The organism is uncultured Desulfovibrio sp. (genome assembly GCF_944324505.1).
GTDB lineage: Bacteria > Desulfobacterota > Desulfovibrionia > Desulfovibrionales > Desulfovibrionaceae > Desulfovibrio.
The window spans coordinates 104,123-121,169 of sequence record NZ_CALUWO010000006.1 but is presented as its reverse complement, the minus strand read 5'-3'; the positions used below and the strand labels follow the sequence as shown (position 1 = coordinate 121,169).

Here is a 17,047-nt window from a genome sequence, read left to right as displayed (position 1 = left end):
GTGGCAGGGGCTGGAGGCCGGCAGGCAGCCGGGCGAGCAGCCCGGAACCGGTGGCCCGGACTGCGCGCGGACCATGCGCTGCGACGCCTGTGGCGTCCCCGCCGATCTGGCAGCGCATGCGGCCCGGCCCCTGCTAGGGCGTGACTGTGGCGTCAAGCCGCTGTGGCTGCACAAAAGGAATGTGTGCTCCGCTTACCAGCCAGCCTTCGCGACGGGCCTGCTGCAGAAGCTGCGTGCGCACGCGCGCTGCGGCAGCCGGGTCCATGTCATAGGCGGTTGACAGCGCAGGATCAGGGGACTGCACGTCAAAGGCATGCAGCAGGTCTGCCCGTTGTTCCTGGCCATGATCCCCACGTGGCCGGGAGTGTGGCCAGCTTCATCCACAGCCGTGATGCCGGGCAGGGCTGCCCAGAGGTCCTGGCCGGTGGTAAAGCTGGAAACGCGGTCGCCGTAGGCGTGCAGAATGGCACCCACTTCGGCGGCCAGAGTGCGTTCGCCTTCCGCAGCGGCGGTCTGGCGTTCCGGGCTGGTCCAGTAGGCCAGCTCCTTTTGCGAAAAGAGCACCCTGGCACCGGGAAAGGCGGCCTTGCCGCCCTGCACCAGCCCGCCGGTATGGTCGCTGTGGGCATGGGTCAGCAGCACATGGGTCACATCCGCCGGGGACAGACCCACGCGTTGCAGGGCTGCCACCAGGTTCGGGAAGCTCCAGGCGTAGCCGGTATCCACAAGGGCCACAATGCCGTTGCCGCGGATGACCAGGACGTTCAGCGAGTTATGAATCAGCCCCCGTGGATAGGCGGTGGCGATGCGGCGCTGCTGTTCCGCTGTTTCCGCCAGCAGGATGCCGGTTTTCAGATCGCGCTCCACCAGATAGAGCACCTGAATTTCCGCAGGCCCCATGCGCAATGTATGGCATGGGGCAGCCATGGCCTGACGGGGGGACGATGCGAGAATAATGGTGGACATGATAACTCCCAGAAGCAGGATAGAAAACATCCTCATGCAAAGCTCCTTTGCAGATGCCGGTCATGGCGGGGGTGGCCGGTCTGCCTGTGCATGACGCATAGCACAGTTCAGCGGGCCTGTCCTGCCGTTTCTTTGTATTTCTATAGATTGATATAGGAATGCGCAGGCGCGGGGTGCCGTCGGCATGAAGGGCTGATGTGCCGGCTGCGGGCAGAGGGGGCCATGACAGGATACGGAGAAAAGGCAGGTCCTGTCGCCAGTTACCCCGGCATGAAGCCGCAGGCATGTCGGGAAGCGGGCCGGACCATGGGCGGCATGGTGTCTGTCCAGGGAGGCCCGGCTGTTCCCTGCATGGTTTTCTTCGAGCGGGTGTCCTGTCGGTCTCAGGTGACTGGTGAAGTTGACGGTTTGCCGTTCTGGACAGCGAACCCGCCGGAAAATCCGGCGGGTTCGTTTGCAGTATATCCTTTTGTCTTAAAATGCCTGTGCGATGAAATACAGGCCAAAGAGCATGACAAAGACATTGGCACAGCGTTTCATGGCCAAGCCGAAACGCTTGTATCCTCTGGTTTCGGCAACGCTGATGCCGCATCCTGCCAGGACAATGGGCAGACAGTGTCCCAGGCCGAACAGAATGGTCATCAGGATGCCGCGTAAAAGCTGCCCCTGAATGGTTATCACCGCCAGAATGGGCGCCAGAAAGCCGAACGTACACACTCCGGCGAGCATGCCGTATGTCAGGCCCAGCAGATAGGCGCCTGTTCTGCCGGAAAAATTCCAGCGGTAGAGCCAGCTCCAGGCAATGTTGCAATGCCGGGCAAGAACATTGCGCAGACCGCTTGCCACCAGAATGAAACCTGCGACGGCATAGCCCCAGGAAGGAATATCCCCCAGCATGCGTCCCATGACAGCGCAGGCCCCGCCCACAAGAAAGACGGCGGAAAAAAGCCCCAGGCTGAAGATCAGGGCATACACGGCGGCATGCCTGGGCCTGACCGTTACGGGCTGTCCGGCCACATAACTCACCAGCAGGGGGATGGCCGCAAGGTGGCACGGGCTGAGAAGCGTGCTCGCGCAGCCCCAGAGGAAGCAGGCTGCCAGTGCTCCCCAGGAATGTTCGAGCATCATGTCGTTGATGCCGATCAGCAATCCTTCAAGCATGGCTATTCATCCAGCAGCTGCTGCAGGAGTTTGCGCATGGTGCCTTCCTTCAAGTAGCCGCTATGTCGCGCACGCTCCTTGCCCGCCTTGTCATAGAAGATAAGCAGGGGGATGACATCGACCTGATAGCGCGCCTTGTTCTCCGGGAATTTTTCCACATCCACATAGCGGACAGCAATCCTGCCAGCAAAGCTGTGCTCGACACGGCGCACGATACGATCCTGCAGGTCACAGGGGATGCAGTCGGACCCCAGGTCCAGCAGCGTCACGGTACCCGGGACGGGTATCTGCTCCGCAGCAGCCATGCTCCCCGTGGCGCAGACGGCAAGCAGGGCAAGACAAAGACAGACAGTGCGTATCATAGGGACTCCCGGATTTTTTCGATGCGAACCCGTGTACTGCTGAAATCGGGAATGCCGCCCACGGGATCCACCAGGGGCGTATCCCCCAGGGAGGTGTCCAGCCGGGCAAGTTCATTGAAGTTGCCCCCCGATCCCAGCCGGGGATCGCCTTTCATGCGGTTGTGGCTGCCAACGCTGCTTCCGCCCAGCAGAACCTGCTCCACATCCTGTATTTCCAGGTCCGAGGCGCCCATCTGGCTGTGACCGTAATGAAAGGAAATGGCCACGACGCCGCGCCGCAGCAGCGACGACGGCCGGGCACGCATGACGATCCCCTGCGGACAGCTGCGTGAGGTGATACGCACCCTGTCACCCGCGCTGATGCCCAGTTCCCGGGCGTCATCGTGGTGCATCTCCAGGAAGTTTTCGGGAAAGACTTCCAGGGCCCAGCGGTGGCTTGAGGTACGGGACTGCGCATGAACGTTCATCTTGTAGGTGACGGCCGTGAAGGGATACGCCGCATCCATGTCGTCGATATGGCGGCCCAGCGCCTCATGGGCGGATGCCAGACTCAGGGTCCCGCAGCAGCGTTCGCCAGTCATGGAATTGCGGGCCTGGGCCAGTGTTTCATTGTACAGGGCGAAGCGGGGCAGACCCGCGGTATGGATGCCGTCCTTGAACAGGCTTTCGTATTCATGGCGGAACACGCCGCCCCGGGCGATCAGGGTGCAGGTACGCCGCCATTGGTCCTCTGTCAGGATATGGCGGTAGCGTGCCGCAGGAACGCTGGTTTCCACATGGCGCATTTCCGCGGAATCTGCCGGAGGCAGCTGGCAATTGACGGCAAGATTGGCCAGGGCCCGCAGATAAAAGTCCTCGGCACAATGCAGGGGATACCGCTTTCCGTCCGCGCCGGCGATGGCATCCTTCCCGAAGCCGGGCAGATTCAGCTGCTCCGCCAGGTCGATAAGGAAGGTTTCCATGCAGTACGGGCGTCCGTCCTTGGTTCTGCCTGTCAGCGCTTCCACCGCCGGGACACGCACCGTGGAGAACTTCAAGGCAGGCGCATGGGGCGACATGAACGCATATTGCCCCTCCAGATAGGTCAGGTTGGGCACGATGTAGTCTGCATAGAGGTTGGACTCATTGATGCAGATGTCCATGGAGACATGCAGGGGAACCTTGTCAGGATCCTTCAGCATGGGGATGTAATGCTGGCCGCCAGGGATGGAATATACGGGATTGAAGAAGAAGGTGAACAGCACCTTGCAGGGATACGGATAGCCCTGGTCGATACCGTTGAGCGCCTCCACACAGAGTCCCCCCTTGGTATACGAGAGCCACGGACGTCTGGCGGGGTAGCCGGTCTGTCCAGCGGCTTTCTTGGCCCGGAATTCGGAAGATTTCTCGTATACGGCGCCTTCGCGGGAAATGCGTACCCCGGCGGGTTTCCGCTGTCCGCTGAAGGCCGCAAGGTCATAGGCGCCCTTTTTCCAGGCGCCGGCACTGCCCCCGCCATGGAGGTAGCCACCCTGACAGTTGACGCTGCCAACCAGCACATTGAGCATGGCCACGGCATACGCCGCCCAGGTTCCGCCCACGTAGTTGCCCGCACCATGATACTGACAGACGGCGGCCTTGTGGCCGTGCGCGGCAAATTCGCGGGCAACGCTCGCGATTTCCGTGGCGGATATGCCGCACTGCTGCGCGTATTCTTCCAGACTGTGGGCCATCACCTGGTTGCGCATGAGGGCAAAAGCCGTGCACACCTCATGGGGCTTGCCCTCCCATGTGATGCTGCCTGCATACTCCAGATGGGCGGTCTCCGTGCTGGACGCCGGAACCGGGTGGCCGTCATGGCCCATCACCACGAAATCCCGGGCCGTGTCGCTGTTTTTTTCTTCAGGATGCAGGTCTCCCCAGCGCAGGAACGTCCCTTCCCTGGCATGGCCAGGGGCCGTAATCACCAGATAGGTGGCATTGGTGCAGCCGCGCTTGTCCGTGCTGTCATGGCATCTGACCAGAAATTCCCGGTCATACAGCTTTTCTTCCAGCAGAACGCGGATCATGCCCATGCTCAGCGCACCGTCCTGCCCGGGCTTGACGGGCAGCCAGCGGTCTGCATGCGCTGACGCATTGGTGGCCCGCGGGTCCACGATGACGAAGCGGAGCTGTCCGGCGGCATGTCGTTCAGCCAGAAGTGCCCCGTAATGGTTGATGCCGGGCTGCAGGGCCTCGTACACATTGGCGCCGAAAATGAGCATGTACTCGCAGGCCATGGGATCCGCCTTCAGCTCCACATCCTTGCCTTCTGTCAGGGCATAGTTCCCCATGCGGAAGCCCAGACCGCAGATATCCGTATGGCTGATGCGGTTGACGGACCCTACGGCTCCCTTGACAAAACGGGTGGTGAAATCCTGATAGCCCGACTGGTCGCGGCCGCCGATGAATATAAAGCCGTTGCGCACGCTGCCAAGTTCCGGTGCGTTGGCATCCATGGGGTCATCGCTCAGGACCGAACGGATGCCGGGGTAGTCCCGCGTATCCCCCAGAGCGGCAAACAGTTTTCCGCCCTGGGCCACTTCGCGGATGAGCTGTTCCCACTCGATGGGTTCGAACCGTCCCGAGCCGCGCTCTCCTGCCCGTTTCAGCGGCTTGCGCAGGCGGTAGGGATTATACAGATAATTGGCGGCCTCATGGGCTTTGGCGCAGACGGGCGGCGTCAGCTCCAGGGCCTTGTCCAGCGGTGTGTCATAGGGGATGGGATGCCCTCCCATAGCATACGGATGATAGGGATTGCCGCAGACGCTCCGGACCTTGCCATCCTTCACATAAACGCGCATGCCGCAGCGGGCGTTGCAGCCCAGGCAGGTCGTATGCACGGCTCCTGCTCCTGCCGCGTGTTCTTCCGTCGTGGCAGCTGCCGGAACCGTTGTTGCCCCCACGGTCATCACACCGGCTGCGGTGGCTGCCGCCATGTGCAAAAACGACCTGCGCCCCAGTCTGTCTTGTTTCACCTTCTTGATTTTGTTCACGATCTCCTCCGGTCGTTCCGCAGCGGGAGATAGCATACGCGGCAGTCCTCTGGGCTGCCGCCTGAAATACCGTTGGGCCCGGCGGCCAGCCATGCCGTCAGCTGTGCATCGGGATGGGCCAGGTCACCGAAAAGACGAGCGTGCGATGCACAGGCCGACACACAGGGGGGCTGTCCGTTGCCCGTCTCCCGGCAGAAGCAGCACTTGTCCGCCTTGCCGTTTTCGTCCAGATAAACGGCCTGTTGCGGGCAGGCCTCCACACAACGGCCGCAGCCGGTGCAACGCGCTTTGTCAAGATGGACCACGCCGTCAGCCCCCCGGGACATGGCCCCGGCAGGACAGGCCGGGATGCAGGCCGCCTCGCCGCACTGGCTGCACAGGACAGGGCGAAACGTCGCGGCCCGGCGTGCGCTGTCTTCGCCCACGCTGATGCGCGTCCTGAACTGTCCCGGAACATCATGCACCGCTTTGCAGGCCATGACGCAGGCCTGGCAGCCCAGACAACGGTTCAGATCTATGAGCATTACCCACTGCGGCGCCTCTTCCGCGCAGCTCGTCCGGGGCAGCAGGGCACCTGCTGCCGCCAGCAGGCCCCCCTGTAAAAAATGACGCCGCGATTTTACGCTGTTTTCCCTCTTTTCCACGTATCTCTCCTCTTGCATGCAGGCGGGCGGTCCATCCCCGGACCGCCCCTTGCCTGTTTCTCGGATTGGCCTAGTCAGCCTTCAGGGTCACGGAGAAGGAGAAGTCCTTGGGATCAAAGTAATCCAGCGCTTCGCCATCCACTTCAGCATACGGATACATGAAGTACCCCACAGGAGCGCCCTGCATGCCGGGGAATTCCACGCCATGTTCCCCGCGATTCAGCGCAATGCGGAACAGGGCGTCGCCATTCCAGAAGAATTCCGTGCGTTCCCTGGTTGCGGCGTCCTTCAGTTCCAGCTTTTCCAGCAGCATGGCCTTGCGGACATCCGCAGGGTCCACCATGACCCAGCCCGTGCCGGGCAGGTAAAATTCGGCCCAGCAGTGGAAATCGCCGGTGATGTCGCCGGACTTGCCCGAGGTGCGCAGGCCGAATACGTCACGGGCAGGGATGCCCGCAGCGCGGGCCACGGTGATGAACACGGAGCTGATGTCAGCGCATTTGCCACCACCGTTCGCCTCGGTCAGGGTACGGATGGCCTGGCCCAGGCCGCAGCCCTTTACATCAGGGTCACGATGCGTATTGGCGATGGTCCATTCATACACGCCGCGGGCGCGGTCCAGATAGGTCGTGCGATCCCTGGTGGCCTGGGCAGCCAGTTCCTTGACCTTGGGATGGTCCACGGGCAGATAGTCGTTGGCAGCCAGGTAGGGCGTTACGTCCACAGGCAGCGCGTTGCCGCCGTCCTTGAGGGCTGCTCCCTTGGTATAGTGGGAATTCACATGAAAACTGAAGGTCAGCACGGGCTTTTCCGTGATTCGACTCCACTGTGCCTTCAGATACATGGAACCTGTCTTGGGATCGTGATACACGCCTTGCGCATCAAAATTCCCCGACACCTTGACGTCGGAAATGTCCTGATTGCGGTCGGAAAGGGGGTAGGGAAGGTAGAGCGTGGCCGTTTTGCTTTCCGGCGCCACGTTCAGGGCGACGTTGTAGGTGATAACACCGGACTTGGGGGCCGCATCAGCGGACAGGGCCGGCTGCCCGATGCAAAGGCAGCACAGGGCAACAACGGCCAGGAAAAGTTTGCGCATGGCAGTTCTCCTCGTGTTAAATGTTTGAAGACCCAAAAATAGCCGTAGCGGACGATCCGCCACGGCGTTCCGAGTCTTGGTGAGGAGAACCTGTATGGTATGGGACCTCCGCCGGCTGTTCCATGGCTGGCGGCATTCTGTTCCACGTCAGCAGCCGGGAACAGAAACAGCAAAACGGATAGGCTGAGCAATCAGCATACGCAAGGATACACCTCACCAAGACCTGACGGTCAGGTGAAGGGCATGCAGGACCGAAAAAGCCGGTCGTCATCCTTGCGTTGTGGGTACATAGTTCCTCTGCAAAAAAATAAATCAATAATATTTTCATGTTATCCGATGGTATACTTTTTGTCAAGGTGGATCCCGCCAAATGTTTTCACCACAGTCCCGGGCTGTTCATTTTTGAATATACATAAACGTTGTTTTACGCGGCCTGCCATGATGGGGACCGGTCATGGCCATTGCCGCAACGCGCACGCCACACACGCGCACCGAGACAGCGCGGAGATGGCAAACATCCCCCTTTTCCCCTTCGTTCCCGTTTGTCTGATACCCCATGGCTGTGCCCGGCGTTTCCCAAGGCATCCCCTGTGATGCGTGGCACATGTCGGAATATGCCGCGAACAGCGGCATGTCCTCGACGCTGCCGGGGATGACAGCTCAGGATAACTCACGTACACTGACGATATGGGTATCCCTGCGGGAGGGGGCGACCCGTTTCCCCGTTTTTTGCTGCTCGGTGCGGTGCAATCAGCACGGAAAAGGTGCGGCAGGGATTCAGCGCGACCATATCTGCCCGTCGGCAGGCCCTCCCTCCTGTCAGGGGAGAACGCCGCTGTCTGCCGGGCGTTGCATCGGGAAGGCGACATTTTCCCATAATACCTTTTTGGGGGGTGCGTGTATGCAAAAGCGATTCATCGAGCTGGTCAGCCATTTTCTTTCGGAAGCTCACATCGACTGCATCGTTGCTCCTGGTGATCATGTGATTTCTGTCCCGGTGGGCGATTTCAGATTCAACATCGGGCTGTTTGAATCCATGCGGACCATCGTGCTGCAAGGCATTGTGGGCATTGTCCCCGGCACAGGGCGCGAGGCGCTCTATGCGGAACTGCTGCGCATGAATTCCCTGTTCAAGGGGACGCACGGCGCAACGCTCGGCCTTGAAGGGGATGCGGTTACCTTGCAATATGGCATTCCCATTGATGGTGTGGACGATGCCTCCTTTGCGGCCCAGGCGGCCACCTTTCTTGAAGCGATTGCCGCCATGCTGGAAGGTTTTGACAGTCTGGTCGCGCATGTCCGGTCTGTCCCTGACGCCACGGCAACGGCTGAAGACGCCACGTGCATGGGGAAAGACGTGATTCGTGTGTGATATTTTCAGCTGTTTCCTGCTGCCCTTGAGCGAACGGCACACATCTTGCTAAAACGGAAGTATCTCCGTGGCGCCTGATCCTTCCCCTGCTGTCCGTTGCGGCTGTCGATGCCCCGCAGCAGGAGGCAGGGCTGAAACATCCAGATGAAAACAAGGGAGTGCTGCATGTCACCCGTCAACAGATATCAGGATATCCTCGGTGTCAGCCGGCTGCATGAGGTAAAGCTCACCACGCTGGGCGAGGTGGTGAAGCGAAATCCGCTCTCTGCCCTGTGCTCACGAATTGCCAATGCCTTTCGCATGCGCACGCAAAGCGGGCGTGCGGAAATCGCATCGCGATTTGAAAAAATCATGGCAGCCATGGGAGAAGCGGCAACGGATGCGCTTACCGGGCATGTGGAGCCATCCAGAAGGCAGCAGGCGGCCGTGCTGGAAACCATGGGCAGGCTGCTCAAGGAAATAGGGCAGGATGATATCAGTGCCGATGATGCACGAAAATCAGTACTGAATGCCCTGAAAAAGGATAGTGCGTATGCAGCACTGTCAAAGGAGCAGAAAAATGCTCTGCGCGACCACCTGAACGATATTGTGCAGGGGGATCCTGCGCACTGGCAGAGTGATCTGATGAGCCTGGCGGCAAACTACAGGAAAAGCCCGGCTGAGCTGAAATCCTTGATGCACAATACGCTGATGCAGGAGATTGATGATGCCCTCCAGACCATCATCGAGCAGGCCGAAGACCCGGTGCAGTCTGAAACCATTGCGCACAAACTTGATGCAGCGGATTTTTACAAGGCACTTCCAGAAGAAACAGATGCGTCAAAAAGCCGAATAAAAACGGCGCTCAAAGACCTGTATGAAAAAAACAGCAGAGCGGCATTTGATGCCTATCAATCCATGGTCACGGAATTTCGTAACATTGATGCGGAGCTGTCGGCATATCTGGACGCTGTGGGCGAGCAATTATATGTTGCGTCGCCCAAGGAACGGGGAAGCATATATTATGATGTCATCCCTCAGCTGAGCAAAATGCCGGGGTACAAGGACCTTCCTGAAGTACGCTTTTGCCGGGACGGATTCGTCAGAGCGCTTGCCTTGCTTGCCAGGGAAGGCGATCAGCCACGAAAGACATGGAATACGTATCTTTCGATGATAGAACGTGAGCATCCTGCCATGCTGTCAGAAGTGAAGCAATTCCAGCAGGAATTTCTCGATCATGTTGCCGCGGAACGGCAGACAATCGCTGACGATCTGTCGCGGCATATCCAAGATACCATGCTGTATAAAGCGCTTCCGCATGAGGAGAAAGAAAAAATCCTCTCCAGCATGGCAATGATTTCTCGCAGCCCCCAGCACATGGAAACATGGACAGCTGTAAAGGACAGAATCGTTAGCGAATATGAAGGCGCCAAGTCGGTAGCATACAAAGAACGGAAAAATCTTTCGCAACGGATCATTGATGCCGGAAGGCGGATTGCGTTTGACATTGGCGTACAGCATCTGAAACGGGACAGTACCTTTGACGCCCTGAATGATGAGCAAAAGCTCGACCTCAGGAAGGCACTCTGGGAACGCCTCCAGAAGAACGAAGTGCTCGAGAATGTACAGACTGAGGTAAACGAAACCCTGGCCGCCTACTTGCGCCCCGCAGGGGAAGCAGCGCAAAAAGATGCTGACGAGGACGTTGCTGCACGCCCCGAACAGGCCACTGACGCACCATCCGGCCCCTCACGGCGTGGCGTGGCGTTCAATCCGGTAGCAGAAATCCTTGATGATGCGGATAGCGGCGCGCACGGGCAGCATCCTGACAGCAGCGCATCGTAGTCACGCCGCCGATGTGGCAATGCTGACATGCAGTGACATACAGCGAGCGACGATGTGAAAACCAGACAGCCCCGGGAATGCCGTCCCCGGGGCTGTCTGTCGTCATGCCGGAGGCTGAGGCCATGTAGAAGTGATGCGGTCTCTGCCTGTTTCCCCGACTGGAACATATGCCATCTGCCAACGTTGTTATCAATAACGCCAAACATTCCGCAGGGTATGCAAACACAGCAGGCGCTTGGCGCATCAGGACATGCCGAAGTGACACATGCTGTGCGGGTGAGCAGCGGTGGCAGAAGCAGCGGCAGCGGATGGCATTTGAGGCACCTTTTGTACCACCTGTTTGCCCCAAATTCGTCAAGGCAGGAAAACAGGGGACAGGCTGGGCTTGCAGCGCTGCTCGAAACAAGAAAAAAAGAAAGGGTTGCAGCTACTTGCCACAACCCTTGTTTTCTGACTGGTGCCGAGGGCGGGACTCGAACCCGCACAGCATTCGCCACTACCACCTCAAGATAGCGTGTCTACCAGTTCCACCACCTCGGCAACGAAATGCACTATAGACACACAAGCGCCCTTTGGCAAGTCTTTTTTTTGTGAGGAATCCACTTTTTTTTTGCTGCGGGCAAAGAAGACGTCCATGCCGGCAGCAGGGCTTGCGCTTGTCGGGCCTTGCGGGTACACCAATGCAACGTGAGGAAAACATGGAAGCCTTTGTACAGGATTTTTTGCGTCAGCATGGTCCGACGCTGTGTGTGGACATCGGCAGCGGCACGCAGGATGCCCTGCTGGCCCGCCCCGGGCTGGAAAGCCACAACTGGCCGCGCTTTGTGCTGCCGGCTCCTGCCCGCATGGTTGCCCAGCGTATTCGCGAGCTGACCCTGCTGCGTCGTCCCGTCTGGTTGTATGGCGGCAATATGGGCGGCGGCTTCGGGCAGGCCGTGCGCGAACATGTGGCGGCCGGGCTGCCCCTGGCGTCCACGCTGGCGGCATCGCGCGCCCTGCATGACAGGGAAGAGGTGGTGCGCAAGATGGGCGTTACCCTGAGCGAGCAGTGCCCGCCCGGTCATGTGCCGCTGTTTCTGGGGGATTATGCGCCGGAATTCTGGGCATCCCTGCTGCGTCATGCCGGGCTGCCGCTGCCGCATCTGGTTCTGGCGGCGGCGCAGGACCACGGCGAAAGCGCCCAGGGCAACCGTATCGGCCGCATGCAGCACTGGACACGTCTGCTGGAGCAGTCCGGCAAGCCGGAAGACTGGCTGCTGACCACCGTGCCGCAGCCGCTGACGCGCCTGCGTGCCCTGCAGGACCGCACGGGCGGGCCTGTGGCGGACACCGGCACCAGCGTGCTGCTGGGGGCGCTCAGCGAGCCGGAAGTGATGGACCGCAGCTACCGCCAGGGCATTACCATTGTCAATGTGGGCAACGGGCACACGGTGGCGGCCCTGGTCTATCAGGGCTGCGTGCGCGGGCTGTACGAGCATCACACGGGCATGCGTACCCGCGAGGAACTGCTGGCGGACCTGGACCAGTTCCGCAAGACATGGCTTCCGGCCGAGGTGGTGCGGGCATCAGGGGGACATGGCACGGCCTTTGCGCCCCCGTGCGAGGAAGCCGGAGGCTACGAACCCACTTATCTGCTGGGGCCGCAGCGGGATATTCTGGCAGGGCAGGGCAAATTTCTGGACCCTTGCGGCGACATGATGCAGGCGGGGAGCCTGGGGCTGCTGTGGGGTTGGGCGCGCCGTCAGGCGCAATGCTGATATGCACGAGTGAGGAGTAGCGATGATGGACGTTTTTGATCCTGCGGAATTGTGGAGCCGCGACCAGATAGAGCATACGCAGCTGGTGCGCCTGCGGGCAACGGTTGCCCAGGCACGCAAATGCGACTTTTATCGTCGCCGTCTGGATGAGGCCGGTGTCACCCCCGATACCATCACCAGCCTGGATGACCTGAAGCGCATTCCCTTTACCACCAAGCAGGACCTGCGTGATCAGTATCCCACGGGCCTGCTGTGCGTACCCCAGTCGGAAATCGTGCGCATGCACTGTTCCAGCGGTACCACGGGCAGCCCTGTGGCCATCTGCCATACGCAGAACGACATCAACTCCTGGGCGGACCTCATGGCGCGCAGCCTGTATTCCGTGGGCGTACGCAAGGAGGACGTGTTTCAGAACATGTCCGGTTACGGCCTGTTCACCGGTGGCCTGGGCATTCACTTCGGGGCGGAGCGCATCGGCTGCATGACCATTCCCGCCGGGCCGGGCAATTCCCGCCGTCAGATCAAGCTGGCCAGGGATTTCAAGACCTCGGTGGCCCATATTCTTCCCTCCTATGCCCTGATTCTGGGCGAGCACCTGCGCAACATGGGGGAAGACCCGCGCCAGTTTCCCCTGCGCATTGCCGTGGTGGGGGCGGAACCGTACACGGAAGAATTCCGCCGCCGCATCGAAGACCTTTTTGACATGAAGGCCTTCAATTCCTACGGCCTGTCGGAAATGAACGGCCCCGGCGTGGCCTTTGAATGCCAGAATCAGCACGGCATGCACGTGTGGGAAGATGCCTATATTCCCGAAATCATCAATCCCGAAACCGGCGAACATGTGGCTGAAGGTGAGGTGGGGGAACTGGTCATGACCTGTCTCTGCCGGCAGGGGATGCCCATTCTGCGCTACCGCACCCGCGACCTGACCCGCTTTTTGCCCGGGCAGTGTGCCTGCGGCCGGCTGCATCGCCGTCTGGACCGCATTGTGGGCCGGGCGGACGACATGTTCATCATCAAGGGCGTCAACGTCTATCCCATGCAGATCGAACAGGTCATCATGGCCTTCCCGCAGGTGGGCCAGAACTACCTCATCGTGCTGGAAAACGACGGCCTTGGCGATGTGATGCGCGTGCAGGTGGAAATCCGCGATGAATATTTTGTGGAAGACATGCGCTGCCTGCAGGGCCTGCAAAAGAACATTGCCAACCGCCTGCGCGACGAAATCCTCGTGACGCCGCGGGTGGAACTGGTGCAGAGCAACAGCCTGCCCTCGGCCGATGGCGGCAAGGCCGTGCGCGTGCAGGACCTGCGCCAGAAGAAGTAGCGGGCATGGAAGCCTTTCTTGCGCTCTTTTCCGTAGGTCTGGCCTATGCCTTTGTGGCCCTGCTGGGTCTGCTGCTGCTGCTCAATCTGCCCGGCCTGCCGGCCAACTGGCTCATTCTGGCGCTGGTGGGCCTGTGGCAGTTCCTGCATCCGCAGGCAGGCGATCTTGACATCTGGTTCTGGGCCATGGCCATTGGTCTGGCCCTGCTGGGGGAAGCGCTGGAAATGGGGGTGCAGGTCATCAATGCCCGGCGGCACGGCTCCACACGGGGAGGCACCCTGGCCGGTATGATCGGGGCCTTTGCCGGGGCCATCCTGCTTGCGCCGCTCTTTTTCGGCCTGGGGGCGCTGCTGGGGGCGCTGCTGGGTGCCTGGCTGGGCTGCTTTCTGGTGGAATTCCTGCGCGGGCGTCCGCTGCAGGACGCTCTGGACGCAGCCTTTGGCACCATGATGGGCCGCTTTCTGGGAACGGTCTGCAAATGCGGTGTGGGGGGCGCCATCGTGGCCCTGACGGCACGACGCATCTGCCCCGATGTGCTGCCTGTGCGCCCCGACGGCCTGCCTGTACCGCCTGGTCCGGAACAGCTGGTGCTGTGGCTGGGGCAGTTCTTCTGCTGACCCGTGGATGACGGAGGAGGGGGGGACGCTCTCCTCATGCTGGCGGGAAACGACTCCCGCCTTTCCAAATGACAGATCGCTGTGCCGGCGTGTGCGCCGGTGCATTTCGGGGAACGCATGGCTATCTTGCAGGGATTGGATGTGGTGCTGGTCAATACCCGCTTTCCGGAAAACATCGGCATGGCGGCCAGGGCCTGTGCCAACATGGGCTGCGACCACATTACGCTGGTGACGCCGGAGCGCTGGATTCGCCAGAAGGCCGAACCTCTGGCCACGCCCAAGGGCCAGCCCCTGCTGGACAGCATCAGCGTATGCCCCAGCGTGGAAGATGCCGTGGCGCAGGCCGCGCTGGTGGTGGGCACAACGGCCCGGCGGGGCGGCTGGCGGCAGGCCATGCTCACGCCGGAGGACTGCGCCCGCGAGGTGGCGGCCTGCCTGGCGGCAGGGGGGCGGGTGAGCCTGGTGTTCGGCCCGGAAGACAGAGGGCTGGACAATGCGGCCATTACCCACTGTCACCGTCTGGTGACCATTCCCACGGCGCAGGAGGCCAGCTCCCTCAATCTGGCGCAGGCTGTACTGCTTCTGCTTTATGAATGCGCCTCGGCTGTGCGGCGGCAGGAGCATGCGGCACGGCCCCGGGAAGATGGCAGCCAGGGGCAGCTGGCCTCGGCCGAAGATCAGGAACGCCTCATGGCTTCCCTGCGCGACATGCTGCTGCGCATCGATTATCTGCACGGCGATAATCCCGAGTATTTTCTCATGCCCTGGCGCCGTCTGCTGGGGCGTGCCCGCCTGCGGCGGCACGAATATGATGCCCTCATGGGCATGTGCCGTCAGGTGCGCCGTGCCCTGGAACGGGCGGCGGACGCCGGCAGCTCTGCCGCGCGCCATGACGCCGACGAGAAAAAGTCCTGAAGAAGCAAAAAAGTGCTTGCCTGTCGCCGGCAGCTGGTATACTGTCTTCTTCGCAACGGGATGTGGCTCAGTTTGGCTAGAGCGCAGCGTTCGGGACGCTGAGGCCGCGCGTTCAAATCGCGCCATCCCGACCAGAGAATTCAGGGGTCATGCGAAAGCGTGACCCCTTTTTCATTGGCAGCGCCGCGGCCGGGCACAGGTCTTGACCAGGCGGGCTGACCGTGAAAAAAAGAAAAGCGTTCCGCCACCGGCAGAAGGCTGGCGCCGGGTGGCGGACGTTGCTTGTGCGCAGGTTGCGCACACTGCCAGCCGAAACCCATGGGGAAACAGGGCAGCATGGCACGAGACATCATACTCTACGATACGACGCTCCGGGACGGCACACAGGCAGAGGATGTCAGCCTCTCCACGGCTGACAAGATCAAGATTGCACTGCGCCTGGACGAATTCGGCATTGCCTATATCGAGGGAGGCTGGCCGGGGTCCAATCCGGTGGATGAGGAATTTTTCCGGGAGATTGCCAGCTATCACCTGAAAACCTCCCGTATTACCGCCTTTGGCAGCACGCATCATCCCAACAGAACGCCGGAAACCGACGCCAACCTCAATGCGCTGATTCATTCCGGGGTAACGGTGGCGACACTTTTCGGCAAATCCTGTGAGCGGCATGCCCGTGAGGCGCTCAATGTCTCGCCGGAGAGGAACCTGGAAATCATCAGGGATTCCATTGCCTATCTCTGCAAGTTCATGCCCGAAGTCCACTTTGATGCGGAACATTTCTTTGACGGCTACAAGCGCAATCCCGACTACGCCACGGCCATCATTCGTACGGCGCACGAGGCCGGCGCCCTGGTGAGCACCCTGTGCGATACCAATGGCGGCACGCTGCCCCAGGAAGTACACAGCATTGTTACGGCACTGCATGCGGCGCTGCCGGATGTCCGCCTGGGCATCCATGCACACAATGACTGCGAAATGGCCGTGGCCAATACGCTGGCAGCCGTGCAGGCCGGGGCGGAAATGGTGCAGGGAACGCTCAATGGCGTGGGCGAACGCTGTGGCAATGCCAACCTGTGTTCCATCATCCCGGTTCTACAGCTCAAGAGCGGCCTGCGCTGCCTGCCCGAACCGGCCGATGAACGCCTGACCCAGCTGTGCGCCCTGTCCGCCTGGTTTTACGAGGTGGCCAATCTCAAGCCCTTCCGCCGGCAGCCCTTTGTGGGGCGTTCTGCCTTTGCGCACAAGGGCGGGGTGCATGCCAGCGCGGTCAACCGCTGCTCCTCGCTGTATGAGCATATCCAGCCGGAAAGTGTGGGCAACCATCAGCGCATTCTCATTACGGAGCTGGCCGGACGCAGCAATATCGTGTCCATGGCCAAGCGCTTCGGCTTCCATCTGGACAAGGACGAACCGGTGGTCAAGGGCCTGTTCAACGAGCTGAAAAAACGTACCAGCCTGGGCTATGACTATGCCACGGCGGAAGCCAGCGTGGAGCTGCTCATCCTGCGCAAGCTGGCCCGACGCGGGGTGCGGGATTTCTTCCGCCTGGTCCGCTACCACGTCAGTTCCCTGCGCGGCGCCAATGTTGAACAGAACATGGATGAGGCCACCGTCATGGTGGAAGTGGAAGGCTCGGTGGAGCATCGCGCCGCCACGGGCAATGGCCCGGTCAATGCGCTGGATATTGCCCTGCGCAAGGCGCTGCTGCCCTTTTATCCCCGTCTGGAAGAAATGCGTCTTCTGGACTTCAAGGTGCGCGTGCTGACGGCAGACAGCGCCGGGGGCACGGCCTCTGTGGTGCGCGTGCTCATCGAATCCGGGGATGCCAAGCGCACCTGGGTGACGGTGGGCGTTTCGCATGACATCATTGAGGCCAGCTGGCAGGCGCTGGCGGATTCGGTGGTGTACAAGCTGTATCGTGACGAGGACGAACGCCGGCGCGAAGTCTAAGTCGTTCGCCAGCGCTGTTGTTTTGCGGCAAAGGGGCATGTG

13 protein-coding genes and 2 tRNA genes are annotated in these 17,047 nt (G+C 60.8%); 8 read left to right on the top strand and 7 right to left on the bottom strand.

Annotated features, from left to right (window positions below):
• Positions 1-192 precede the first annotated feature (192 nt).
• The 6 genes from Q0J57_RS07845 to Q0J57_RS07820 all read right to left on the bottom strand — a co-directional run bounded on the left by Q0J57_RS07845 (position 193) and on the right by Q0J57_RS07820 (position 7,243).
• Complete coding sequence (locus Q0J57_RS07845; RefSeq protein ID WP_297218991.1) at positions 193-966, bottom strand: MBL fold metallo-hydrolase; 774 nt, start codon at positions 964-966, stop codon at positions 193-195.
• Positions 967-1,440: 474 nt separating this feature from the next.
• Positions 1,441-2,127: a cytochrome c biogenesis protein CcdA gene (locus tag Q0J57_RS07840; RefSeq protein ID WP_297218989.1), complete on the bottom strand. Its 687-nt coding sequence runs from the start codon at positions 2,125-2,127 to the stop codon at positions 1,441-1,443.
• 2 nt (positions 2,128-2,129) lie between these two features.
• A complete protein-coding gene (locus Q0J57_RS07835) occupies positions 2,130-2,489 on the bottom strand; it encodes a thioredoxin family protein (RefSeq protein WP_297218987.1) in 360 nt (119 codons plus the stop codon).
• Positions 2,486-5,350, bottom strand: a complete 2,865-nt coding sequence (locus Q0J57_RS07830; protein WP_297218985.1) for a molybdopterin-dependent oxidoreductase — start codon at positions 5,348-5,350, stop codon at positions 2,486-2,488. Before Q0J57_RS07830 ends, Q0J57_RS07835 begins: the two co-directional genes overlap by 4 nt.
• A 149-nt stretch (positions 5,351-5,499) precedes the next feature.
• The gene (locus tag Q0J57_RS07825) at positions 5,500-6,027 is read right to left on the bottom strand and encodes a 4Fe-4S dicluster domain-containing protein (protein WP_297218983.1); all 528 of its coding nucleotides are present in this window, start codon (positions 6,025-6,027) and stop codon (positions 5,500-5,502) included.
• Between the two features lie 190 nt (positions 6,028-6,217).
• Positions 6,218-7,243: a transglutaminase family protein gene (locus tag Q0J57_RS07820; protein WP_297218981.1), complete on the bottom strand. Its 1,026-nt coding sequence runs from the start codon at positions 7,241-7,243 to the stop codon at positions 6,218-6,220.
• A 604-nt stretch (positions 7,244-7,847) separates the two neighbouring features.
• Here Q0J57_RS07820 and Q0J57_RS07815 point away from each other — a divergent pair.
• Both Q0J57_RS07815 and Q0J57_RS07810 read left to right on the top strand, forming a co-directional pair.
• Entirely contained in the window at positions 7,848-8,615 is a 768-nt protein-coding gene (locus tag Q0J57_RS07815; RefSeq protein ID WP_297218979.1) for a type III secretion system chaperone, read from the top strand.
• A gap of 165 nt (positions 8,616-8,780) precedes the next feature.
• Positions 8,781-10,439, top strand: coding sequence for a hypothetical protein (locus Q0J57_RS07810; RefSeq protein ID WP_297218977.1), 1,659 nt, complete (start codon positions 8,781-8,783; stop codon positions 10,437-10,439).
• Positions 10,440-10,894: 455 nt separating this feature from the next.
• On the opposite strand, the gene Q0J57_RS07805 is transcribed toward Q0J57_RS07810, so the two are convergent.
• Positions 10,895-10,979: transfer RNA gene (locus tag Q0J57_RS07805), tRNA-Leu, on the bottom strand.
• 158 nt (positions 10,980-11,137) lie between these two features.
• Here Q0J57_RS07805 and Q0J57_RS07800 point away from each other — a divergent pair.
• The 6 genes from Q0J57_RS07800 to cimA all read left to right on the top strand — a co-directional run bounded on the left by Q0J57_RS07800 (position 11,138) and on the right by cimA (position 17,005).
• Complete coding sequence (locus tag Q0J57_RS07800) at positions 11,138-12,196, top strand: DUF1786 domain-containing protein (protein WP_297218975.1); 1,059 nt, start codon at positions 11,138-11,140, stop codon at positions 12,194-12,196.
• A gap of 25 nt (positions 12,197-12,221) precedes the next feature.
• Positions 12,222-13,523, top strand: coding sequence for a phenylacetate--CoA ligase (locus Q0J57_RS07795; protein WP_297219034.1), 1,302 nt, complete (start codon positions 12,222-12,224; stop codon positions 13,521-13,523).
• A gap of 5 nt (positions 13,524-13,528) precedes the next feature.
• The gene (locus Q0J57_RS07790) at positions 13,529-14,140 is read left to right on the top strand and encodes a DUF456 domain-containing protein (RefSeq protein WP_297218973.1); all 612 of its coding nucleotides are present in this window, start codon (positions 13,529-13,531) and stop codon (positions 14,138-14,140) included.
• A gap of 117 nt (positions 14,141-14,257) precedes the next feature.
• Positions 14,258-15,055, top strand: coding sequence for an RNA methyltransferase (locus tag Q0J57_RS07785; protein WP_297218971.1), 798 nt, complete (start codon positions 14,258-14,260; stop codon positions 15,053-15,055).
• Between the two features lie 56 nt (positions 15,056-15,111).
• Positions 15,112-15,189, top strand: a tRNA-Pro gene (locus Q0J57_RS07780).
• A gap of 202 nt (positions 15,190-15,391) precedes the next feature.
• Entirely contained in the window at positions 15,392-17,005 is a 1,614-nt protein-coding gene (gene cimA, locus Q0J57_RS07775) for a citramalate synthase (RefSeq protein ID WP_297218969.1), read from the top strand.
• The last annotated feature ends 42 nt before the right edge of the window (positions 17,006-17,047 follow it).